At 48.5% G+C, this 23,662-nt stretch carries 18 protein-coding genes and 1 pseudogene; 11 read left to right on the forward strand and 8 right to left on the reverse strand.

Translation table 11 applies throughout. The features are described from left to right. From QUB70_RS16945 to QUB70_RS16955, 3 genes are all read right to left on the reverse strand, one after another. The coding region (locus tag QUB70_RS16945) for a hypothetical protein (RefSeq protein WP_332982094.1) at positions 1 to 213 on the reverse strand (213 nt) is incomplete at its 3' end. A 34-nt stretch (positions 214 to 247) separates the two neighbouring features. Next, on the reverse strand, positions 248 to 3,568 hold the full coding sequence (locus QUB70_RS16950) for an Ig-like domain-containing protein (protein ID WP_332982095.1): 3,321 nt from the start codon (positions 3,566 to 3,568) through the stop codon (positions 248 to 250). Positions 3,569 to 3,928: 360 nt separating this feature from the next. Continuing rightward, positions 3,929 to 6,139 carry a recombinase family protein gene (locus QUB70_RS16955; protein ID WP_332982097.1) on the reverse strand — a complete coding sequence of 737 codons (2,211 nt, stop codon included), beginning with the start codon at positions 6,137 to 6,139 and terminating at the stop codon, positions 3,929 to 3,931. Positions 6,140 to 6,191: 52 nt separating this feature from the next. Here QUB70_RS16955 and QUB70_RS16960 point away from each other — a divergent pair, with 52 nt between their 5' ends. Next, a complete protein-coding gene (locus QUB70_RS16960) occupies positions 6,192 to 7,550 on the forward strand; it encodes a proton extrusion protein PcxA (RefSeq protein WP_332982098.1) in 1,359 nt (452 codons plus the stop codon). Between the two features lie 213 nt (positions 7,551 to 7,763). On the opposite strand, the gene rodA is transcribed toward QUB70_RS16960, so the two are convergent. From rodA to QUB70_RS16975, 3 genes are all read right to left on the reverse strand, one after another. Next, positions 7,764 to 9,023 carry a rod shape-determining protein RodA gene (gene rodA / locus QUB70_RS16965; protein ID WP_332982101.1) on the reverse strand — a complete coding sequence of 420 codons (1,260 nt, stop codon included), beginning with the start codon at positions 9,021 to 9,023 and terminating at the stop codon, positions 7,764 to 7,766. A 287-nt stretch (positions 9,024 to 9,310) separates the two neighbouring features. Continuing rightward, positions 9,311 to 9,658 (reverse strand): VOC family protein, encoded by a 348-nt coding sequence (locus QUB70_RS16970; protein WP_332982103.1) that lies wholly within the window; start codon positions 9,656 to 9,658, stop codon positions 9,311 to 9,313. Positions 9,659 to 9,682: 24 nt separating this feature from the next. Next, the gene (locus tag QUB70_RS16975) at positions 9,683 to 12,130 is read right to left on the reverse strand and encodes a tetratricopeptide repeat protein (RefSeq protein ID WP_332982104.1); all 2,448 of its coding nucleotides are present in this window, start codon (positions 12,128 to 12,130) and stop codon (positions 9,683 to 9,685) included. Positions 12,131 to 12,280: 150 nt separating this feature from the next. Here QUB70_RS16975 and QUB70_RS16980 point away from each other — a divergent pair, with 150 nt between their 5' ends. The 3 genes from QUB70_RS16980 to QUB70_RS16990 all read left to right on the forward strand — a co-directional run bounded on the left by QUB70_RS16980 (position 12,281) and on the right by QUB70_RS16990 (position 13,029). Next, complete coding sequence (locus tag QUB70_RS16980) at positions 12,281 to 12,550, forward strand: NfeD family protein (protein ID WP_332982106.1); 270 nt, start codon at positions 12,281 to 12,283, stop codon at positions 12,548 to 12,550. 29 nt (positions 12,551 to 12,579) lie between these two features. Continuing rightward, on the forward strand, positions 12,580 to 12,762 hold the full coding sequence (locus QUB70_RS16985) for an NfeD family protein (protein WP_332982107.1): 183 nt from the start codon (positions 12,580 to 12,582) through the stop codon (positions 12,760 to 12,762). Between the two features lie 81 nt (positions 12,763 to 12,843). Further along, positions 12,844 to 13,029 (forward strand): NfeD family protein, encoded by a 186-nt coding sequence (locus QUB70_RS16990; protein ID WP_332982109.1) that lies wholly within the window; start codon positions 12,844 to 12,846, stop codon positions 13,027 to 13,029. Positions 13,030 to 13,339: 310 nt separating this feature from the next. Here QUB70_RS16990 and QUB70_RS32725 read toward each other — a convergent pair. Then, a pseudogene (locus tag QUB70_RS32725) lies at positions 13,340 to 14,370 on the reverse strand (ISAs1 family transposase); the annotation flags it as partial. Between the two features lie 490 nt (positions 14,371 to 14,860). On the opposite strand from QUB70_RS32725, the gene QUB70_RS17005 reads away from it, so the two are divergent. Then, positions 14,861 to 15,562 carry a polysaccharide deacetylase family protein gene (locus QUB70_RS17005; RefSeq protein ID WP_332982110.1) on the forward strand — a complete coding sequence of 234 codons (702 nt, stop codon included), beginning with the start codon at positions 14,861 to 14,863 and terminating at the stop codon, positions 15,560 to 15,562. A gap of 262 nt (positions 15,563 to 15,824) precedes the next feature. Here QUB70_RS17005 and QUB70_RS17010 read toward each other — a convergent pair whose 3' ends face one another. After that, the gene (locus tag QUB70_RS17010; protein WP_332982111.1) at positions 15,825 to 17,036 is read right to left on the reverse strand and encodes a lipid-A-disaccharide synthase-related protein; all 1,212 of its coding nucleotides are present in this window, start codon (positions 17,034 to 17,036) and stop codon (positions 15,825 to 15,827) included. 123 nt (positions 17,037 to 17,159) lie between these two features. On the opposite strand from QUB70_RS17010, the gene QUB70_RS17015 reads away from it, so the two are divergent. The 6 genes from QUB70_RS17015 (at position 17,160) to QUB70_RS17040 (ending at position 23,300) form a co-directional block, all read left to right on the forward strand. Continuing rightward, complete coding sequence (locus QUB70_RS17015) at positions 17,160 to 18,323, forward strand: GuaB3 family IMP dehydrogenase-related protein (protein ID WP_332982113.1); 1,164 nt, start codon at positions 17,160 to 17,162, stop codon at positions 18,321 to 18,323. A 622-nt stretch (positions 18,324 to 18,945) separates the two neighbouring features. Then, complete coding sequence (trxA, locus tag QUB70_RS17020) at positions 18,946 to 19,269, forward strand: thioredoxin (protein ID WP_332982114.1); 324 nt, start codon at positions 18,946 to 18,948, stop codon at positions 19,267 to 19,269. Between the two features lie 189 nt (positions 19,270 to 19,458). Further along, on the forward strand, positions 19,459 to 20,526 hold the full coding sequence (locus tag QUB70_RS17025; RefSeq protein WP_332982116.1) for an LOG family protein: 1,068 nt from the start codon (positions 19,459 to 19,461) through the stop codon (positions 20,524 to 20,526). A 340-nt stretch (positions 20,527 to 20,866) separates the two neighbouring features. Then, positions 20,867 to 21,469: a hypothetical protein gene (locus QUB70_RS17030; protein WP_332982118.1), complete on the forward strand. Its 603-nt coding sequence runs from the start codon at positions 20,867 to 20,869 to the stop codon at positions 21,467 to 21,469. A 177-nt stretch (positions 21,470 to 21,646) separates the two neighbouring features. Beyond that, positions 21,647 to 22,852, forward strand: a complete 1,206-nt coding sequence (locus QUB70_RS17035) for an urease accessory protein UreH domain-containing protein (RefSeq protein ID WP_332982119.1) — start codon at positions 21,647 to 21,649, stop codon at positions 22,850 to 22,852. Beyond that, on the forward strand, positions 22,827 to 23,300 hold the full coding sequence (locus QUB70_RS17040) for a hypothetical protein (protein ID WP_332982120.1): 474 nt from the start codon (positions 22,827 to 22,829) through the stop codon (positions 23,298 to 23,300). Before QUB70_RS17035 ends, QUB70_RS17040 begins: the two co-directional genes overlap by 26 nt. The last annotated feature ends 362 nt before the right edge of the window (positions 23,301 to 23,662 follow it).

The following is a 23,662-nucleotide window of genomic DNA, read 5'->3' on the forward strand; positions in this document are numbered from 1 at the left end:
CGTCGAAGTCCCCGTCATCGTCGTCGAAGTCCCCGTCATCGTCGTCGAAGTCCCCGTCATCGTCGTCGAAGTCCCCGTCATCGTCGTCGAAGTCCCCGGCGACGGCGCAGGCGACGGCACCGTGCCGATAACATCCGTAATATTGCCGTTCTCATTCAGAAACAGGAAGGGCGGAGATCCTTCAAGAAAACCTGCTGGTACTGCACTGGGCATTGTTCCGACTCCTTGCGACGCTACTCAAAAACTACTAAATAAACTTAAAGTCAGATGCAGTAATCACCGTGCTCAGAGCTCCCGGCACTGTAGGAATAGAATTCAACACTGCCAAATCGAAAGCTGGGAGACTGTCATCTGCCACATTCGGGTCAAACCCGAGAACATACTTGTTAAAAGTATTGTTCAGGTACACGAAGAAAGCTCCCGTTTGGCTCGAACCGTTTTGATTTTTCAACACTGCATTTACTGCTTGAGCGTTGTCAAATTTAGATTCAAACAAAATGACTTCTTGCTTGCTGATATTGTCGCCGCCGCTGCCGATATTCCTGACGATAAAACTGGTGAAATCGTTAGTAGTTCCCGAGTTGGTTAAACCGGCGAAATTTGACGACCTGAACAAGAATCTGTCGGTACCGGTGCCGCTAGCGTTAAAGTCAGCAATCACGTCCACGCCTTCGCTCGGAGTTTCGTAGTAGAAGAAATCATTGCCATCATCGCCCGTGAGCAAGTCAGAACCGTTTCCGCCGCCCAAAATGTCATTGCCCGCACCGCCGGAAAGCGAGTCGTTGTCATCGCCGCCCAAAACCAAGTCGTTGCCGAAGGCGCCGCTGAGACAGTCGCTGCCGGCACCGCCGTCGAGAGTGTCGTCGCCCGCTTCGCCCAACAGAGAGTCGCTGCCGCCCTCGCCCAAAATGTAGTCGTTGCCCGCACCTCCGAGTGCCGTGTCGTTGCCTTCAGAACCCAAAATCGTGTCTTCGCTGTCGCCGCCGGAGAGAGAATCGTTATTGATACCGCCGTCGAGCAAGTCTCTGCCGATGCTGCCGTCGAGAATGTCGTCGCCTGCACCGCCGTCGAGAGAGTCGTCGCCAATGCCGCCCAATAAGGTGTCGATCCCGGTTCCTCCCAGTATCGAGTCGTCGCCGGATTCTCCCAATATCGAGTCATTGCCTGTGCCGCCGTCAATGGTATCGCCGTTGTCGCCGCCCGACAGGATGTCATTGTCATTGCCGCCGAACATTAGGTCGTTGCCCAGTCCGCCGATTAGCGAGTCTATGCCGTCTTCGCCGTCGATGGTGTCGTTGCCCAGTCCGCCGTCAATGGTGTCGTTGCCTTCAGAACCCAGCACCGAGTCGTTGCCTGCTTCGCCGAATTCGAGGTCGTCGCCGCCTCTACCGTCGATGATGTCGTTGCCGTCGCCCCCAGAGAGGGTATCGTTGCCGGCCCCGCCGATGATGAAGTCGCTGAGGTTGCTGCCTGTAAAGGTGCTGGCCGGGAGTGCGCTGCGATCGACAATATTATCTACCACCGTGATGCTGAAGGATGCCGGCCCGATAGTGGCAGACCCGTCAGAGGCTGTAAACGTGAAACTGTCGCTGCTGCCTGTCGCTAGCAGATTGTATTTGATGATGTTGTTGTTGATGTCGTCTTGGGTGAATTTGCTACCGACGTTGAGGAAGGTGGTTCCCCTTTGGACAAAGCCTCTGTTGGCGTCGGGGGCTTTGGTAATCGTGTAAACAATTTCCGACGGAGTGTTATCGGGATCTGTGACTAACAAATCGGCTGCGGTGATTGTCTGGGTAGGAACACTTTTGGCAACCACCACACCGTCGTTAATTACTAGCTGCGGCGGGCTGCTGACGTTGATGGTTGCTACTGCCTGACTTGTGCCGCCGTTGCCGTCTGAGATCGAGTAGCTGAAGCTGTCAGTACCCGCAAAGCCCAGATTCGGGGTGTATTGGAATACGCCGCCGCCCACGGGAATCAGGCTTCCCTTGGCTGTTGGAGTAAAAGTCGTGACAGTCAGAGGGTTCCTGTCGGGGTCGGTGTCGTTGAACAGGACGTTGAGACTAAGTGTTTGACCCGAAACCGTGGTGAAGTTGTCGTTAACTGCTGTTGGAGGCTGATTGGGGAACGGCGTCGGCGTCGGACTTGCTGTCGGTGTCGGTGTCGGACTTGCTGTCGGCGTCGGCGTCGGACTTGCTGTCGGTGTCGGGAACGTCGGCGTCGGACTCGGCGTCGGCGTCGGACTGTCTGTCGGCGTCGGTGTCGGACTGTCTGTCGGCGTCGGTGTCGGACTTGCTGTCGGCGTCGGCGTCGGACTTGCTGTCGGCGTCGGTGTCGGACTTGGCGTCGGCAGGGGGAGAGGGGTAGCGCTGCCGGGAACTGTGGGGGCAATTACAAATGAGCTGCGCCCCAGGGTTCTGCTGTCTACTCCGGGCAATACTGCTAAAAAGTCGCCGCTGACGCCGTTGCGAATAATGGTGCTGCCGGCTGTGTTGTCGGTGCTTTGGAAGATTACCAAATCTTCAAATTTGAGGTCGCCGCTGAGCCCGATCGAATCTTCGCCTTGGCGAAAGTCGGTGAAAATGTCGGCATCGGCGATATCGGGGCCACCTGTGGTGAGAAATGCCGGGTTTGTGCCGTTGCTGCTGCCGCTGGGGGAACTGAAGGCACCGATGACGAAGACATCTCTGCCTTCGCCTCCTGCCACTACGTCTTTGCCTGCTTCGCCCCAAATAACGTCGTTGCCAGCACCGGCGTCCACGATGTCGTCGCCGTCACCGCCGAAAACGATGTCGTCGCCGTCGCCGGCAAAAATTGTGTCCCCGCCGGCGTTGCCGTAGAGCCAGTCGCCTCCTTCGTTGCCAAATAGCAAGTCTTCGCCGTCGCCGCCGAAGAGCGAGTCGTTACCTTGGTCGCCCCACAGGATGTCGTCGCCTCGATCGCCCAAGAAGCTATCGTCGCCAGATCCCCCGCGCAAGCTGTCGCTGCCTTTGCCACCGTAAGCCGTGTCTCTCCCTTCGCCTCCGATTACCGTGTCGTTGCCGTCATTGCCATACAACAGGTCGGGGTTATTTCCCCCGTCGAGGGAGTCGTTGTCTTTACCTCCGTACAGGGTATCGAGTCCTGAACCGCCATCGAGAACGTCGTTGCCGGGCCCGCCGAACAGCACGTCGTCATCGTCGTTGCCAAATACTAAATCGTCGCCGTCGGCTCCTTGCAGGTTGTCGTTGCCTTGCAGCCCGGAAATCACGTCGGGGCCGGGACTGCCAACTAAAGAGTCGTTGATATCTGTGCCGCGGATCACGCCGCCGATGATTGCGGGCGTGGTGCCTCCACCCAATGTGTCGTCTATGCCGCCAAATGTGTCGTCTCCCGAGGGAGTCGGAGTTGGCGCCGGAGTCGGAGTTGGCGTCGGAGTCGGAGTTGGCGTCGGAGTTGGAGTTGGAGTTGGCGCCGGAGTTGGCGTCGGAGTTGGCTCTGTCACAGGAGTTGGCCCGATCGTTTCGTCACCCCCGAGGTTGAATATCGGCCCACTTCCGAGAAATCCTGCTGGTACTGCACTGGGCATTCTTTTGGCTCCTTTAAACGACGATCCAGATTAACTTTAAAAACTGATTAGTATCAGTTTGCCGCCACAAATATGGCTTAAAATTGATTAATAATCCCGCTCATTTCTAGCATACTCAATCAAAATTGCAACGGCTATGAATATTTTTTAAGCCGAGCATCTTTCGATCTCAAAATATTAATGATTGCACGTTTTGATGCCTGCTTTGGGTACACTTTAATATCGCCGCATTTGGATCGAAACCTCTGGCTCCGTTCAATGCTAGAAGTCGGGCTTCTCCTTCAGCACTGCGTATCTATCCAGAGGGGGAAAAATGAAAATCTCTGCATTCATAATTTTTATTTCCTCCGGCCATTTGCCTTATGCTGAGTGCTGAGAAGAAACAGAGCTGTTAATTAAAGGCAGAAGGGGCCCGGTTTGCTCTTGTCCGTTGACGGCTAGTTCGCTGTGGCAAAGGTAAAGCTCGGAACAGCGACTTAACAAATCTACCAGAATTCGCCGCAGCCGCTGTTGGTCGGCAGCCGTTTCGTCTTCGGTTTCCCAGGGATGCTCCAGTTGCGATCGCAAAAATAACGGAGCGCCAAACAAAGTAGCCGCACCGCCGCTCAGCCATAGGGATGAGCCGGCATCCAGCCAAAAATGCCATTTGTGGGCGCGGCGGCTGCTGCGGTACTGAAAGATGTTGGCGAGGGTGACGGCTCGGGCTGCTGGGCCTTCTGGACGGACTGGAAACGGGTTGGCGGTGACGGTTCCTTGGCGCAACAACTGGATGAACCGGGCGATCGTTTCTGAGTCGCTGCCGTTTGTGGGTTCTACTCGCTGCATTCGCCCGTGGATTTCCCAGTAGTGGGCGGCGGTTTCCATTAACTCGCGCAGGGCTGCTAGCCGATCGTACGGCAGGTATCTGTCGTTCATGAGAAATTTCTGGATCGCTCGATCGAGCAGGGCAATTGGACTCGGCAACAGCCGCTCCTGCTGTTGCGACCGCTGTTGTTCGATCCACTCCACAATCTGCTCGTAGGCACCGGCGGCTCGGTGTCCCAGTCTGTCCCACCGGGGAAAGGCTGTAATTGGCAGCAATTGAGGTCGATCGATATCTGGGCAAAAACAGTGATCGGCGATTAAACCTGCTCTCACCGGGTCGATCGACTTGAGATTTTGGATTTGAGATTTGAGATTGAAAGTGGGGTTGGGGTCTTCTGTTTCCACTTCCCGGTGTTTCTGGCTGCCCAATACTACCAGCATTTCGGCTGCTGCGTCTCGATCGACTAAACGGCCGAGTCCCGGATAAACTAACGCGAGCAGAGTCAGCAAAGCTCGAATCTCTGGGGTAGTCGATAGGGGACGCTGATCGTTGAGGGATACGGCGGCGATGCCATCTCGCGCCAGAATTTCCGTTAAACTGTAACGGGCGATCGCATCCATCCCGGGAGCAATTACGGCGATTTCCTGCGGCTCTACTGCTTGTGACTTCACCGCATCCACGATGATTTCGGCGGTTTCTCGCAGCAGTTGAGCGCGGGAAGTGGTTTGGAGCGATCGAACCGATCCGGGCAAACTCAAGCCTAAAGGATAAAAACCCTCAGAATTAACTGCTAAACTTACCGCCAACTCCCCAATCTCTGGGGCTAAACCCGCTTTTGCGTCCAAGTTTTCCACGAAGCGACAGCGGCTTTGGAGTCGGCCCAGGTATTCCGTATCAGCCCCCAAGCCCAAACGCACTCCTCCATCCCGATTGTAGGAGAACGCCCCCATTGCGCCTTGTGATAGCATTCGATCGAACAAATGACCGCTGATAGCCGGATAATCGTCCACATCGTCTGCAATGACAGCTTGGTATCTAGAAGCCAAATGCTGCTGGTAAGTGGCATCCGGCAACAAATAGCGCCAGTAGAGTTCGCAAACAATCCCGTAAGTCAGGAACCCCCGCGTCAAACACCATTCCCGCCACCTTGAGAGCAAGTCTCCCATGCTAGTCCACAGGTTGTTAGAGCCGCCTGAGAGAGAAAATCGCTGTTCCAGAATGCTGGGAATTTCTTCTCTCGGCGTACCGCTGACAGCAGCAAGTTGTAATAAGTCTAGAGTTCGACGCACCATTCGGTTGGGACTTACCCCTGTTTGTTGCAAAATGCCTTCATCTAGTTCGCGACGCCACAGTCTCGCGGCAAGTTCCAGTTCTGTTTCAGGTTGCAGCCGCAGGGGAAATTGAGCCCTCAAATTCAGCGACTGAACTAGCAGCGGCCAAAATAGCAATACTTCCTGTTCAAAAAAGCCAAAGGGTGTTGTCGAGTGAAAGGCATACTTTCCTTGGGTAGCTACGGCGATGCGATCGGCAAATTCCAGTCGGTTGTCCCCGTTGGCTGCTAAGACTAAAATTGCTGGGGCAGTTTGTCCCGCCCGCCGCCGCCCGGAACCCCGGAACCCTGAAACTGTTGCGGGCACAGGCTTGACAGTTTTGCTCCAAATGCAGAACTGCTCGACTAAACGAGCGGTTTTGCCGCTGCGGGCGGCTCCGAAAATCCAAATTGAATCCTCGCGGGCGGTTCCCAATTTATGTAAATTTGTTACCATACCGTGAATACTTTAGTCACTAATGTCTACAGCCAACTAACCAGCTTTAGCTATGAATACTTCTCTGTGGCACAGGATTGTAAAATATCTTTACAGCGCTAACCAATGGTATCGAGAAACGCCTGACAGGGCTCTAGAACAGGCTTACGATGCTGCGTTAGCAATTAAGGCGATCGAAGACGAGCATTTTGGCGGCCAAGGAATCTCCAGTCGATCGGGAGATTACGGACATAGCACCCTGTCTTACTTTAAATCCGAACTGCAAAAATACCTCAAGGTCATCCAAACCAGAATGGTTGAGTTTAATGCTAGCCGTTCTTTTTTGGAACTGCCAGAGCGGGTGGGAGCAAAACCGAAGGCGGGACAAAGCGCGGGCGATCAGCACGGATTAGGTTTCGACAATAAAGAGCGAGCATCCCTTGTATTCGAGAAGCTAGAGTTTATTGATGGAGTCATCGACAAGTATATTAATAATAGTAGATCGACTGCGATTGTTCCAGTTGTCAGTGCGGTAAATGGGCAGGTGAAATCTACAAATAGCAGCTTTCAACCTCACGAAAATAAAGGTTCAGCTAATTCTAATCTAACTCAGGCTGGCGAGGTTGACCTTAACTCTGAAGAGGTCAATTTATTACCCAGATCGCTTTTGGGAACTTTGAATCGGATCACTAAAGAGTTAAACCCGGAAGCGGAAAAAGAAGTAGTTAGGAATTTTCGCAATTCCAAAGTAAAAACAGTCATTTCTCTGAGATTTATTTTGCTTTTGATTTTAGTTCCGCTGTTGACAAATCAAATTTCCAAAAACTTTCTAGTCGGGCCAGTAGTTGACCATTTTAGAGTCAAGCAAAATGCTCCCGTCTTCATAAATCTTGACCTGGAAGAAGAAGCATTTAAAGAACTGGAGAGATTTGAGCAACACCTCAAATTTGAAACGTTAATTGGCAGGGTTCCGTCGATTTCTTCAGAGGAAACGGAAAAGAAGATTGCTGAGAAAGCAGTTGAGATAGCGGAGGAATACCGCACTGAAAGTGGTGGAGCCATTAAAAATATTTTTGCCGATTTGATTTCCTGCATGGCCTTTGCCGCCATTATCGTCACTAACAAAAAAGAAATTGAAATTTTAAAGTCTTTTATGGATGATGTGATTTACGGCCTCAGCGACAGTGCTAAGGCTTTCGTAATTATTTTATTTACGGATGTGTTTGTCGGATTCCACTCGCCTCACGGTTGGGAAATAATTCTCGAAGGTTTATCGAGGCATTTGGGACTGCCAGAAAATAGGCAGTTCATATTTTTGTTCATTGCGACGTTTCCAGTTATCTTGGATACGGTATTTAAGTATTGGATATTCCGCTATTTAAACCGGAGTTCGCCTTCTGCTGTTGCTACTTACAAGAATATGAACGAGTAATCGGCTCATATCTATTCCTGTAAAATAACCCTATTAGGGTTATTTTACAGGACATGAGATGGCTCGAATTTCCCATTACAGTGCTGGACGCAAAAGTGATTTTACACGCTAGTTATAGGGTAAGGTGCGAATTATTGCGCACCCTACATATAAAGGTTACGGGTGAGTCGTGAATTACCAATTACCAATTAGCAATTACCAATTGCAAATTGCCTAATTCCAACGCTTCTTGCGCTGTCGCTGGTTCGCCACCGACTCCACCAGTCCCAGCCCGAGAAAATTACTCAGCAGCGACGCATTCCCGTAACTCAGGAAAGGCAGCGGAATCCCCGTAACCGGAGCCAAGCCAATGTTCATCCCAATATTTACGAACACCTGAAAAATCAACATTGACAGTACGCCGATCGCCAGCAAAGAACCAAAATCATCGTTAGCAGTTTGAGCGATCGTCACCAAGCGGAAACAAATTATCCAGAACGTCACCAGAACGCAAATGCAGCCAATAAAGCCCAATTCTTCGCCAATAGCTGAAAAAATAAAGTCTGTATGCTGTTCGGGAATAAAGTTAAGCTGAGTTTGCGTTCCCTGAAACAAACCCCTGCCTTTGAGTTCCCCGGCCCCAATAGCAATCCGAGATTGAATCAAGTGATATCCGCTGCCTAAAGGGTCTTTCTCGGGGTTTAAAAAGCCCGTCAAGCGCATTTTTTGATAATCCTTCAGAACACCCCAAAAAAGATGTCCGACGTGTCCCGACACCACATTCACCAGGACAGTAGCGAAAGTCCCCAACCAAGGCCAAGGTAGCGATCGCCAAGCGATAATACCCGCAATAACTACCCAGGCTATCCAAATCGGTGTAGACAGGTTGTTGAGGAGAACTGAGAATAGAGGAGAAAACAGCAATATCAGCCAGCCGGGATTGACATTACCCCAGTAAAACATCCCCATTGTGATCGCGCCAAACACCAGCGAAGTACCTAAATTTGGTTCGGCAAATATCAATCCCCAGGGTACGGCCATAATCGCCAGCATCCTCAACATATCCCTCACCGTGGGGACAGTCTTGTCGTGCAGGAGAGCTGCTAAAGTGACAATCATCCCTACTTTGGCAAATTCTGACGGTTGCAGGTAGAAGCCGCCGATATTGATCCACCGCTGGGCACCGAGCCCTGTAGTACCGATAAAGCGCACTGCGATCAGCGAAAAATTGATTAATATGTAAATCGGCCATTTCCACTCAATCAGTATTTGGTAGCGGCAGCGGGAAATGATGATGGCGAGGAACAAACCGACTCCGCCAGTTACCCAGTGCCGCCACCAGTCGATAAGTCCCTGGTTAATTTCCACGCTGTGGATCATGATTCCGCCGAAGATGGTGAGGCCGATGCAAGCGACAAACAGCCAAGGGTCTGCTTCTTCCCAGGGTTTGATGATGAATTTCCAGCGGTTTCTGACTTGTATTCTCTGCAACATGAGGATTTTAGATTTTAGATTTTAGATTTTAGATTATCGAGCCAATTTTCGGAAGTTGTGGATATAGTTCGGATTCAGAGCCTGCACCGTACTGTAGGAGATTTGGTGTCAGTATGCCACTTTATTCGGCGAGTTGTACGGAGGTTCCGGGCCGTCAGCAACGGGCTAGGGTGCGCGGGCGCACTAATCTGGAGGGTGCGCCACAAGCAGCAATCTCGACGCGCGGGTGCTTGTGGCGCACCTTAGCTGGATTTAGCCCGATCGCGCTCCGCAAGTCCCAATCATCGTCAGGCTGGTTCGTAAAGGTATTCAAAACCGTTACCGTCGGGGTCTCTACCGTAAAATGATGCTGTACCGTCGCGGTGTTCGTGAATGTGGGTGACGGAAACACCTTCGGCTTTGAGCTGTTGGTAGGCAGATTCCATTTCGGTACGATCGTCAAATACAAACCCAAAATGCGGCCCTGCTTGGTCGTAACTCGGACTCAACAGCGCCAATCCGTCCTCTCCTGCTTTCAAATAAGCCCAGTCTGCATCTTTCCAGACTAACTCCATGCCCAAGTTTAAGTAGAACTGGGCAGATTTCTCTATGTCTTGCACGCAGACGGCTACGTGTCCCAATCGTTTTAGTTTCATCTCAACAAAATTTATGGTTGTGCTTTAGTTTATTGTATCTACTTTATCATTTATTGCTTGATTAATTAGGTTTTTTTTGGTTTTTTTTGTTGCTGCCAACTGTACTTTTTCTACTTGTTTACTGGCGTCCATTTCGCTAAAAAATTGAAGGGCGCGGTCAAAATTTTCTTGTGTTTTCTCGATGTCACCAAGTTTTTGTTCTGTCAGTGCTAGTTGATAACAAGCTTCGGCTCGGTCTAATTTAGCGCTGGCTCGATCGAGTATGTCTATTGCTTCTGCATGGTGCTGCATAGCTCGGTCAAATTCTCCCCGTTCTCGGTACAGCGCGGCGATACCGCTGAGAGCTTTGGCTTTGATGGTGGTGTACTGGTTTTGGTCGGTTTGGGCGATCGCTTGGCGGTACAAGCTCAAAGCTTTCTCTGTCTCTCCCAGGTTTTGATAGGTGGCGGCGAGAAAAACTAACTTGTATCCCGTACCCACCAAATGACTGTTTTCCCGATCGGCATAAAGTTTTTCGGCGAGATCCTCCGCCTCTTTTTTGGCTCCGACACAGGAGTTGAGGAAAGCTAAGCCGACATCGATCGAATAGCTGTTAATCCCGATTTCGTCCCGCGAATTTTTCAGCTTGACAAATATCTCCATCGCTGATTCTAATTCCCCCATTTCTATTTGACAAAAACCTATATTAATAGCAGCGTTAATTTTCCAAAATTCCAGATTAGCTTGTTTTCCGTTTTCCGGCTCGCTGCTTTTCGCTATAATTTGCAAAGATTTAGTTGCTTTTATTTCTGATATTTTGTGACATTCTACGGCTTGATTTATTTCTCCTAAAATCCGGTAACAAATACCTAAAACACTGTATAAGCCGCTCAAATAATAATCAGAAGTCACATTGTTGACGATGCGAGTAGTTGCAGAAATTATTGGCTGCAAGAAACCTAATTTGTAGAGCGCTCGACCGAGCTTGTAATCTTTGGCAAACTGGATATTGATTTTTTTGAGGATGACGCTCGCGGCCTGCTCGAAACAGCTAATTGCCACATAATGATAGTAAGCTTCAAAAGCTTTCAGCGCATCTTCTACAGTTTCAATATTTTCAACACTCTCTGTCCAGAACTCGGCTGCTTTGCGGTTTGCAGTCTCCCAGTCTCCGGACGAGAGCCGATCGACCGCTTCTTCCCGAATTGCTGGATGCAGCCAGTATTCGCCCTTCTGAGACTCGACTAGCGATCGGTGCAACAGCGATTTAATGATTTGTCGCCGTCCGGCTTCGGGCACATCCCACAGCAAACACAAAAGTCCGTCAGTAGGGACTGTCGGCACGTCTTGATAGCGGTAACAGCCCAAGCGACAGAGGAGTTGATAGGCTTCGGCATCGAGTTCTTGCAGGCGGTTAAATTGACTGGTAACTAAATTTTTTAAGTCAGTTTCAAGGAGCGGATCTTCGCTGTTTTCGAGCCAGTAGGCCGCCATATCTCCGTCAAAATCTTCTCGAATCGTGCCGCAAATAATGCCCATTGCTTTAGCATTGCCGCCGTAAACTTTGTGCATTTCCTTGAGGGCGACATCATCTATATTGATATTGCGAGCGCTAAAAAACTGCCGCCAAACTTCAACTTCCAATCCAGGAAGCAGGTAGTGTTCGACGGTGACATCTGAATCGCACAGCCGATCGCGACTGGTAATCAGAGTTACCGACTGCACCGCCGCGTCAGCCAAAACTCGCAACAGTTCCACGTAAAGCCGGTGCGGTTCAATAAACTTACCTTGTCCGTCGAGTGCGGCTTCCAAATTGTCAATCAATACGCCGACTTTGTGAGTCTGAAGCTGCCGCTTCAGCCGCCCCAAGGTGACGCCAAAGTCAGGCCCGGGTTCTTCCTGAAAGTCTTGCTTCAGCCATTCTTCGATCGCGCTTTCCAAAGCTGTGATATTCTCTGTCTCTTTTGCCATCAACAGTTCAATTACCCGATCGAACCCTTGAGATTTGAGATACTGTCTGGCCAAAGTCGTTTTGCCCATACCGCCGGCACTCTGGATGACAATGACTTTTGCACCTTGATTGACGAGAGTATTGAGATCGGCGATTGCCGCTTCCCTGCCCAAAAAGTTCGGGTTTTCGATCTCCAATTCCGCATCGGGGTTGTTAGGCACTTGGGCCGGAACAGTTTGTCCCGACTGCGGTTCTAGTGTCGAGTAGCTGCGCCAATACCGTTCTACAACAGCTTGAAGGTTGTCTCTTTTAATTTTTTCGCCTTCTCCAAACAGCGCTGAAAGCCGCTTCCACAAATTAGAGGCAGCATCCTTAACAGTCCCTACTCCATACCCTTCACTATCTGCAACCTGTTGGTACGTCCTGCCTTGCACTCCCATCCATGCTTCGCGAAAGATAGCGCTGTCAAGGTTGTCGAGAGTTTTCAGGTTTCGAGCCACAAGTAACGAATTAGTAAAATCCAGTGCGCGATCGGCTTCCATTTAGTCACCAGGTTTAGCGTTACCCATCTGACACAACTTTAACAGACTTTTTCCTACTCGCTTACACGCTCAAACAGTGGACTTGTATAGACTTTTACCGACTGACACGCCCGAGGTTGGCCGGGGATACTGTTGAGTGTGGAGGGGAAGTTGACAGACAAGCTTCTAACTTACACGCCGATGAGTCGAGTTTATATTCAGGAGCAAGCAGCTATGTCTATTAACGATGTTGAAACAGCGATCGTCGATGAAGAAATTCGATTTAATGAGCCCGGTCGCGTTCGTTTCCAAAATAGTTGGTGGCCGGCGAAGTGCGAGCGAGACATGACTTTTGAACCCGGTGAAGTGGTTCGCGTCGTGGGAATTGACAATATTACTTTGATCGTTGCAGCGTCGTTTCTCATCAATTCTGAAAGTTAAGACCAATCTACAATCAGGAGCAAGCAATCATGAATTTTGACAATTCCCAAAAAGCGATCGTGGATGAAGAAATTCGACCTAATGAGTGCGGTCGCGTTCGTTTCCAAAATAGTTGGTGGCCGGCGAAGTGCGATCTAGATATCACTTTTAAACCCGGTGACTTGGTTGAAGTAGTCGGAATTGAAAACATTACTCTAATTGTTGAACCTTAGTTAAAAATTCAGCGGTTAGGGACTATAACTATCAGTCGATCCCATCTCAACGTTACGATTTTATTTTATGAGGAGCCAAGAATGATGACTGTCAGCTATTTGGAAAAAGCGATTGTCGAAGAAGAAATTCGACCTAATAAATGCGGTCTCGTCCGCTTCCAAAGCAGTTGGTGGCCCGCTAAGTGCGATCGAAAAATAACTTTGAAACCCGGTGACGTGGTTCGCGTCGTGGGACTTGACAACATTACTCTGATAGTTAAAGCGTAGTTGGGAAACACTCTGTAGGTGGGGAGTTATCGGAGGGTAGAAAAAATAAAGCTGCGATCGCGTTTCTATTTCGATACATTTCTCTTCAAACGCGCGATCGTACTCATCACCTCTGTTATACCAAATTTAAAAAAGAATGCAACAGTATTCTTGTTCCCCCCCTTAGCAAGGGGGGGCTAGCAGGGTGGATTAATTGTCGAGAAGCCAAATCAAGGCTATGAAGGCTATTGGAGGACATTATGCGAAGGATTTAACAGGTTTATCTTGACTAGATAAATCAAAAAGTAACTCACTCAAATCTTCTATTTGATTAGCCATTAATCTTAAAGCTTCTGGAAAAGTATGAGTACCTTTCATTCGAGCCAATGACACTAAAAATTGTCACGCCCATTGCCCAATTGGCAGGTGCGTTGCCGCCGCGACGAATATCGTTATCCTCGTTTAACGTCACATCTTTAACCCAATGCAGTCGATTCTCAATCAACCAGTGACCACGAATAGCCTCGGCAAATTGACTCGCTGACCAATCCAGACTACTTAAATAATAGTGTATTTCATCGAAATTAACCAGATGACGACGACTTTTTTTCCCCTCCCATCTGGTTCCATATCTCCTGACCACAATTATGTGTTTTGGACCAGCCCAAAGGGGTAATAATTCAGGTGGAATTGGATAAATCTTGGTGTGGCGAGTTGTGGTTCGCCCATGTACCGATTCAGAGACTTCATGTTCGTCAGTCGCCACGGCAGAACTCACTAATTTTTTAGCCGCTTTAAACAGATTTAATTGATTCTTTTTGAGCGTAACTATATAGTCATTGCCACAATTAATAATTAAGGCTAGCGTTTTTTTTGACCATGTAGTGCATCGAGGGTAATTACTACTTTATTGCCGGAGAGTTCTTGAACTAGCTCCTGTACGACTTCGACTTCACTTTTCTGTTTATTTTCCATAACTTGATGTCGAACCACCCATCCATGATGATGACTATAAACGGAAACCATACTGACAAAATTTTGGTAAGAGCTGTTGCCACCTGTTAAGGTACTTTTAATGCCTTTTCCGTCCATTGCCATCAATTCTCCTTCGTCTATTGACAAAGCCTCTTGAGACCACACATTAAAAAGAACGGCTAATATCTCAAAATCTAATGATTGAATTATATTTCTAAATGTTGAGTCTGATGGGAATCGAACATTGGTTGGTAGGCTGAATAATTTTATGAGGGTCTTTCGATGATTTTTGGTAAATTCTACCAAGGGCTTATACCCCCAATATCCGGTGCAACTACCCAACAAAATTATTGTTAGTATCAGCCAAAGTTCATGTCTAATCCCTCTCGGATGTCGATGTCTGGAACGGCCTTAATTGCTTCAATTAAATTCATTTCTGATGCACTCCATAATTATAATCTACCCATCCAGGGCAGACTTGATTGCCTCTTCTATCATACATTCCCCCCTGACAATTAATCCACCCTGCCTAACCACCCTTAATAAGGGGGGGGACAAGATTCTTCTCAAAGTCAACCCCTACTCCCCTTATTTAGGGGGATGCGAGGGGGATCGAGATATGTGCAAATTCACATTAAATTGGTATAATATCCTCTACGAGTCTAACATTTTTCTTCAGGAGGATGTCAAGACTAATCTGCCCCCGATCGTGCTATAATCTGACATCGATAGGACTTACGCATGGGTAGTCAGAAACCGGGTTTTTTTCTGAGAAGATGCGTTAAAGTCCGCATCAACGGCAAAAAAACTGGTTTCTTTGGTTTTGTGCGTAAGTCCCGATCGCTCCAATTTCATTCTAGATCGAGTGCGTGCAACTATGCGAATAGGTAAAAATTTACAAAAGTTTCTGCTTTTCACCGTAGCGTTATTTTTCGCAGCGACACTGTTAATTAATGTTACTAACTTTCACAATTATTTCGGTGTCAACCGCGCTGATACTGAACAGAAAGTTGTGGCGCTTACCTACGACGACGGCCCCTATCCTCCCTATACAAATCAGCTTTTAGATATTTTAGACCGCTACGGAGTTAAAGCAACTTTTTTTGAAATCGGCCGCAATATTGAGAAACATCCAGAAATTGTGCGGATGATTATTGCGAGGGGAAATGAGTTGGCCAACCATTCCTACTCCCACAAGGATATGATGTTTAAACCCCGCGAGTATTTGTTGTCGGAAATTGAAAAAACGGACAAACTTTTGCAGGAAGTTGGGGTTAAACAAGATAGTATCAGTTTTCGGCCGCCTTGGGGTCGGAGATTTTTAGTTTTGTCTTATTTGGTGTCCCAAATGCACAAAAAACTGATTATGTGGGATGTGGATTCGCAAGATTATGAAAAAACACATACGGCGGAAGATATCGCTAATCGGGTGATTGATAATGTGCGATCGGGTTCGATTGTGGTGATGCACGACGGCGGGGGCGATCGCTCGAAAACCGTAGCAGCAACGGAGACAATTGTCAAGATTTTGCTGTCCAAAGGTTACGGATTTAAAACGGTTTCTGAACTCTTGAAATAGAAGTAAGCTGTTACGCATTTAAACCACTAACGAGGCCTGTAGGGTGCGTCAGCTAGAACACTTGCTTACAAGGGAAACGAGAAAGGGCTGACGCACCCTACAATACTATTTTAAATGCGTAATAGCTTAGGGTGCGTCAGCCACAATTATTTTGCGGACAAATCAACAATCTCATACTGACGCACGCCCGGAATAAATGGTGCGTCAGAATTAGACTTTCCGTGCAGATTTAAAATTTCAAACCTGACGCACCCTACCACAATCAATAACAAAGATAGTTTGCCGCGAAATTAGCAATCTTGATGCTGCCACCAGCTTGCCCCATTCTTTCTAAGCCATTTTTTAGGCAATTTTCCAGATAGCGCTCGTCTTGCAATGTTCTATCGACTGCTAAAGCAGCTTCCTTAATAAGATCGGAATTTGCCGGATATCTGCCAATAACCTGCACTGAATCACCTAAAAGCCGGTTTTGAGCCTCCGCAAACCGATAGGTAAATGACGGGCCGTTACCGGGAATGGTAATTACAGGTTTTCCCAAGCCCACAGCTTGTTCGACAGCAGTTCCTGTCATCCCAATTACTAAGCTGGACTGCTGCAAAATATCGGCGAAAGCATCAGAATAGCAAATCACTTCTACTGTCGCTGCTGTGGAGCTACCGTGCTGCTTGATTCCTGAAAAAATGAGTTTGCCCGATCGCACTTGCCACCCAGCTCGCACCGCGATATCATCTAATTCGAGCATCAAAATCGGAACTAAAGCAGCCCGAAACTGCACCGGTACAGTAGAAGTAGCAGCAATTTCTTTCACCAATTCCAGCAGCAAAACGAGGTTGTCGGTGGCTTCCGGGAGGCGAGAACCGGGGAGAAGAGCGATCGTCCGAACTCCGGGTATTAACTGCAAATCTTTGCCAGTAGAATTGAGGTTGTCCATGATGGGATTGCAGACAAACTGAGCTTTCTTTAAACCCTGTCGGTTTAAGTCAGCAGCAGTCACAGCATCCCTAGTAAAAACAGCCAGACATTGGTCGGAGGAAAGCAAATAGTTCAAGATAAAACCCAAATTGACTTGCCCTTCGTAATAACTAGAATGAGCTGACAGAAAAATTATATAGGGGCGCGAGGTCGATCGGGCGATCGCCGCCGCGACAATATCTCCGGTTGCTACAACTAAATCGCAATGGCGCGAATGCGTCCAAACAGCCTGCAATTGCTGCCAAGTCAAACGAACTAGCCCGGCCCCAATATCTTTGAGCAAAAACAGGGGATTCATGTAAAAAACTCCCCCAGACGGCATTTGACTGGTGGGCCCAATAATTGGTACAGTCGATCGCGCGTAAGCAGCCCCGTCACCGACAATGGGCATCGCAGCCTCCGCGACATCCGAGGAAGATGCTTTCAAAGCTTTGAGAATTTGACAGTTAATCGCGTCTTCCCCGTGGCCGTTGCTGAGGAAAAGTACCCCCTTGGATTTCATATAATCAGAACGCAATCAGAATCAGTGCTGAACTTTTTTTAAACACGGTTGTGCGATCGCTACCCGCAGACCGACTAAACTTTTTGTTAGTCTAATTTAAATACATTGTGGAAGTGAAACAGCGTGAATATTGAAATTGGGCGGGGCAAAAGCGCTCGCAGAGCTTACGGCATAGATGAAATCGCGCTCGTACCCGGACAGCGCACCCTCGATCCGAGTTTGGCGGATACTAGCTGGCAGATTGGCGGGATCGATCGAGAAATCCCGATTATCGCCAGCGCAATGGATGGAGTAGTCGATGTCCGCATGGCCGTTTTGCTGTCGGAATTGGGAGCAATGGGGGTGCTGAACCTAGAAGGAATTCAAACCCGCTATGCCGACCCCCAGCCAATATTAGAGCGCATCGCGAGTGTGGGGAACCACGAATTTGTTTCCCTGATGCAGGAACTTTATGCCGAACCCATCAAGCCAGAATTAATCGAGCTCAGAATTAAAGAAATTAAAGCAGGAGGAGGGATTGCCGCCGTCAGCGGTACACCGGCCGGCGCGAGCAAATACGGCCGGGCGGTTGCTGAATCGGGAGCCGATATATTTTTTGTGCAAGCAACTGTAGTCTCGACAGCTTTTCTTTCCCCTGAGTCGATCGCATCTTTAGATTTGACCCAATTCTGTCAAGAGATGCCGATACCAGTAATTTTGGGCAACTGCGTGACCTACGAAGTCGCCCTGAATTTAATGAAAACTGGCGCCGCAGGCATTCTCGTGGGCATTGGGCCGGGGGCTGCTTGCACGTCTCGGGGCGTACTGGGTGTCGGCGTTCCCCAAGCCACAGCGGTAGCAGACTGCGCCGCCGCGCGGGACGACTACTATCGCGAAACTGGCAAATACGTGTCGGTGATTGCTGACGGCGGTTTAATTACCGGCGGCGATATCTGCAAGTGCATTGCCTGCGGCGCGGATGGAGTGATGATTGGTTCGCCTTTTGCCAGGGCCGCCGAAGCTCCCGGTCGCGGCTTTCACTGGGGGATGGCGACTCCCAGCCCGGTTTTGCCGCGAGGCACTCGCATTCGCGTGGGGACTACGGGTACTGTGGAGCAAATTTTGCGGGGGCCGGCCCTCCTAGATGACGGTACGCACAACTTGCTCGGAGCTCTGAAAACTAGCATGGGCACCCTCGGCGCAAAGGATCTTAAGGAGATGCAGCAAGTGGAAGTGGTGATTGCTCCTTCTCTGCTGACTGAGGGTAAAGTCTATCAAAAAGCTCAGCAGTTGGGCATGGGTAAGTAGATTTACCGATCGAATACCAGCGTACCTTGACAAAATTTGTGCGATCGTCTCGAAATTTACAGAATCTTGTGGAATTATCGAGAAGTAGGTGTCACAATATAAGAAGCGGAGACGCATGTTTCCGTTCACTCCTCACACCACACTCCGCCCGGACTACTGTTCGGGCGGTTCCTTTTTTACCCAAACCTTCGGTTTTATTTACTAGACTTCTTGCAAAAGTCCTTTTAAGCAAATTTTCGGACGGGCTCTCCGGCCCATCCCACAATAGAAAAAACTTTTTGTGGGATGGGCCGGAGAGCCCGTCCCAGCTATTTTTGCAAGAGGTCTACCAGGTACAGAGCTGAGGCTGTTAGCTCCCGATTGTCGGGGAGAGTGGCGGGGGAGTGAGGGGGGAATAGTTTTAAGTTTTGAGCTAAAAGTATTTCTAATTCTGCGTTCTACCCGATCGCCCTGTGCCCTCGGTCTTGCGCCCTCAACCTCGATCCGTTAAATTCGTTAAATTCGTTAAATCCGTTACAACATCTGTTGCCGAACTTCCTTCTCTTAAAATCGTTGACGCAAGTGGTTACATTTTTTGCTAGACTTGTTATCCGAGAAATAGTATTTACAAGGATGGCTAGGGATGTCAACAGCCGCGCAAGTAACCGACTCTTCCTTTAAGCAGGAAGTGATCGATAGCGAAGTTCCAGTTCTAGTGGATTTTTGGGCTCCCTGGTGCGGGCCCTGTCGGATGGTGGCGCCCGTCGTAGACGAAATTGCCCAGCAATATGAAGGGCAGGTCAAGGTAGTAAAAGTTAATACCGACGAGAATCCTCAGGTGGCCAGCCAATACGGTATCCGCAGCATTCCGACGCTGATGATATTTAAGGGCGGTCAACGGGTGGATATGGTGGTTGGGGCTGTTCCGAAAACTACTCTGGCAAACACTCTGGAAAAGTACATTTAACCCAACTGCGAGCGGTTTGGCGCTGTTCTTTTTGGGCCGCGAAAGCTAACTCGCTTCAGAACCGGGGCAAAGCTACTGGAAAAGTTATTAGTTGCCAGCAGGGCAATTTGCTGGTGGCTATTGGCTTCTAAGTTTGGCTTGCCCCTTAATTTTTAGCAGCGACAATTTGTTACCGTTTCGGAAAAATTCATGATTCGTTCTGGGTCTGGTCAAGGTTTTGAGTCCCTCCAAGCTGAAGTGATGGATTTGTTCGATCGCTTCCCAATGTTGAAGCACTCTGAGTGGATCGAACGATCGCTCTCTACTATAGTTCAAATGACCGGAGACGATCTCGATCGCCTTGACTGGAAGATTATTTCGGCGTCACTGCGAGATATGGAAAAAGCTTTCTCCATGTTTTATCCTTACCGCCACGTTCGCAAAATTGTGATTTTTGGTTCGGCGAGGGTGTCGCCGAACTCTGCGGAATATTCGATCGCCAGAGACTTTGCACGGGCGATCGCCCAGCAGGGATTTATGGTGATTACTGGCGGGGGCGGCGGAATCATGCAAGCGGGGAACGAGGGGGCGACTGCTGAACGTTCTTTTGGGCTGAATATTCAGTTACCTTTCGAGCAGGGTTCTAATCCTTTTATTGCGGGCGATCGCAAGATGCTCAATTTTAAATATTTTTTCACCCGGAAGTTATTTTTTCTGCGGGAAAGCGATGCTTTGGCTCTGTTTCCGGGCGGTTTCGGCACTCTGGACGAGGCTTTTGAGTGTCTGACTTTGACTCAAACTGGCAAGTTCGGGCCGGCTCCTCTGGTATTGATCGATCGACCGGGAGGAGATTATTGGCACGATTGGAATACTTTTGTGCAAAAACAATTGCGGGGGCGGGGTTTGATTTCAGCGGACGATCGCAGCCTGTATACGATTACTGATGATGTGGAGGTGGCTTGCGAGGCGATCGCTAGTTTTTATCTAGTTTATCACTCCTGCCGCTACGTGGAAGGAAAACTGGTAATTCGCTTGAAGTCTGAACTTTCTGATGAAAATGTCGATCGGTTAAATACTGAGTTCAGCGATATTTTGGTAGAGGGTAAAATTGAAAAAAGTAAAGCTTTCCCGGTCGAAGCCGGAGATGAAACTTTTGATTTACCGCGCCTAGTTTTGCATTTTAACCAGCGGGCTTCGGGGCGGCTTTATCAGCTAATTGCTCTGATCAATCAAATGGGTGCAGCAACGCCGGCGGCGGCGCATCCAGAACAAAAGTAGTCAGTTGTCAGTTGACAGTTGACAGTTGACAGTTGACAGTAGTCAGTAGTCAGTAGTCAGTAGTCATTAGTCAGTAGTCAGTAGTCAGTAGTCATCAGTCATCAGTCATTAGTCATCAGTCATCAGTCATCAGTCATCAGTCATTAGTCATTAGTCATTAGTCATCAGTCATCAGTCATTAGTCATTAGTTATTAGTCTGTAGGGGCGGGTTTCACAAACAATAATTGCCGAAAACCCACAATCTATAAAACCAGCCCCCACTCAAAAAACAAATAAACCTACCCCTTTGTAGTCCTGCGAAAGCATTGGTCAGAAAGCAAAAAATCAAGGGTAAAATGTATGGCTTACAGCGATTTTAGTTTGGCAAGCATCAAAAAATCTTTAAATTTAACGATTTCGCCCAGACAAGATTTGTTTTCGGCCGTACCTGCTTTAGAATGCAGCAATTATTTAACAGAAACTTTAGCTTATAACGTTCCTTTTGCTCTGGCGAGCAATACGGAAAAATCTCGCTCTGAAATGATTATTGCGCCGATTTTGCTGGAACTTACCAGACTGTTTCCCGATCGCATTAGTTTGTTTTCGGGAGTAGATTTTACGGTTGACAGCGACTTAGGATTAAACGGCAGTTGCGATTTTCTCATCAGCCGATCGCCCGAACTGCTGATTGTTAGCGCGCCGGCGATTTTAATCGTTGAGGCTAAAAAGGAAAATATTAATGCTGGGTTTGGTCAGTGCGCTGCGGAAATGTATGCAGCTAAACTGTTTAACGAACGGGAGGGAAATCAGGTATCGAGGATTTACGGGGTTGTGACAACGGGAGAAATTTGGAAGTTTTTAACGCTGGAGGGGCAATTAGTTCAAATAGATTTATTGGAGTATTTTTTGAATCAGGTGGATAAAATTTTGGGGATTTTAGCGATCGGCATTCAAAATGGGTAATTGGTAATTGGTAATTGGTAATTGGTAATTGGTAGTTGGTAGTTGGTAGCAAGACTTGTTAATAAGTTTGACAGGCTGTCTATTGACAAAATCGATAGCCGGCAGTCATTATAGTCAGCAATCATCAATCAGCAGTAAAAAAACTAATAACTAATGACTGCTGACTACTGACTCAAGATGCTAGACCTGCTGCTAATTGCAACTTTAGGATTTCTCGGCAGTTTCGGGCACTGCGCCGGAATGTGCGGGCCGCTGACAGTGGCGTTTTCCCTGTCTGCGGCGGGCAAACAAAAAGGTGCTTCCCTGCGCTTTCATCTGCTATTAAATGTGGGAAGAATTGTTGCTTATGCCTTAGTTGGTGCTGCAATTGGCGGATTGGGTTCGGTATTGATTGCATGCGGGCAAATGGCAGGTACTGGTAGCGGATGGCGACGGGCGATCGCAATTCTTACCGGCACAATGCTGGTGTGGTTCGGAGTAGTGCAAATTAAACCGGGTTTGCTGCCGCGATTGCCGGTACTGCACCCAGTTTCGCACGATCGCATCAGCAATGCAATGACAAAGATTGCAACTCAAAAAAGTTGGTGGATACCATTGGCTTTGGGTTTGCTTTGGGGTTTAATTCCCTGCGGTTTCCTGTATGCAGCGCAAATTAAAGCAGCAGAAACCGGCAACCCAATTTTGGGCGCGGCAACGATGTTTGCTTTTGGAATGGGCACGCTGCCAACTATGCTGGGAGTGGGTTTTTTTGCCGGTAGATTAAGCGCTGACAAACGCAGTCAACTGTTTCGTGCGGGCGGTTGGGTGACATTGGCGATCGGCATTATTACTCTGCTGCGAACCGATGAAATGGTTGATGTGACCGGCCACGCAGCGCTGCTGTGCTTGATGTTAGCACTGATTGCGCGTCCGGTTAGCAAGTTTTGGCCGCAACTGCTGCGCTACCGCCGCGCTTTGGGTGTCGGAGGGTTTGCGATCGCCCTTGCTCACACATTTCATATGCTAGATCATACCCTGCAATGGAATTTTGATGCTGTATCTTTTATGTTACCGCAGCATCAGTTAGGTACGATCGCTGGGATGACGGCGCTGCTGTTGATGTTGCCGGCGGCGGTTACAAGTTGCGATCGCATTCAACATCATTTAGGCAAACTGTGGCGCCGAATTCACCTGCTAACTGTTCCCGCTTTCTTGCTGTGCGCCATTCACGCAGCCCTCCTCGGTTCCCACTATCTCGGCGGTTTTGAATGGAAGTTGCAAAATCAACTGCTGACAGCGGTGTTAGCGGTGGTTGCAGTGCTAGTTATGTTTGTGCGATCGCGTTTGTTTTGGTCAATTTTATCACTGGAGAAGTTGTATGTTTCGCCTGTCAAACAAAAGTAAAAGTTTAGGATTGTTAGTCTTTGTGGGATTGTTAGTAGAAACAGTAATGCCGATCGCACCGCAGTTAAACTCAACTTCAGTTTTTGCCCACGAAGTCGAAGTATCGCAAGATGTAGCAGCTACCTTTCACCTAGAACCAAACCACAATCCCCGCGCCGGAGAAACCGCCAAAGTCTGGTTTGCGCTGACTCGCAGGGGCGGTCAAATTATCCCGTTAGAGCAGTGTAATTGCAAGTTAGCAGTTTATCCTAAAGGTCATAAAGAGGGGGATAAACCATTGATGCAACCGCTGTTAAAAGCCGTATCTGCGGAGCGGTACAAAGGCATTCCCGGAGCTGATATTGTGTTTCCAAAAGCAGGTATTTACGAATTAGAACTGAGCGGATCGGCCAAAAGCGCAGCTAATTTTAAACCCTTTGAAATGAGTTATACAGTCACCGTTCGATAATATCATATCGACTGCAAAAAACCTAAATTTTGTAGGCGGGTTCACCAACAATAATTGCCTAAAACCCACAATCTCCTAAACCCGCCCCTACCCAAAGTTATACCAATTCTCCAAAATCTTGCAACAGTTATGAGTTTTTGCTTTGTTTACTGAAAGACTGTATGCACCGGTGCGTCGCTGTGAGATAGTCGCTTTTTTTGATAATTTTTCTAGGGCGACGCACCCTACAGCTACTGTTGCAGGATTTTTTAGAATTAGTATTAGGTAATATCATATACGCTCTTCATCAAAATTATTCATCTCTCTCTTCTCTTTCTCTGCGTTCTCTGCGTTCTCTGCGGTTAAATCATTCCGATCAAATC

Source organism: Microcoleus sp. A003_D6, from assembly GCF_036702825.1.
Classification (GTDB): domain Bacteria; phylum Cyanobacteriota; class Cyanobacteriia; order Cyanobacteriales; family Microcoleaceae; genus Microcoleus.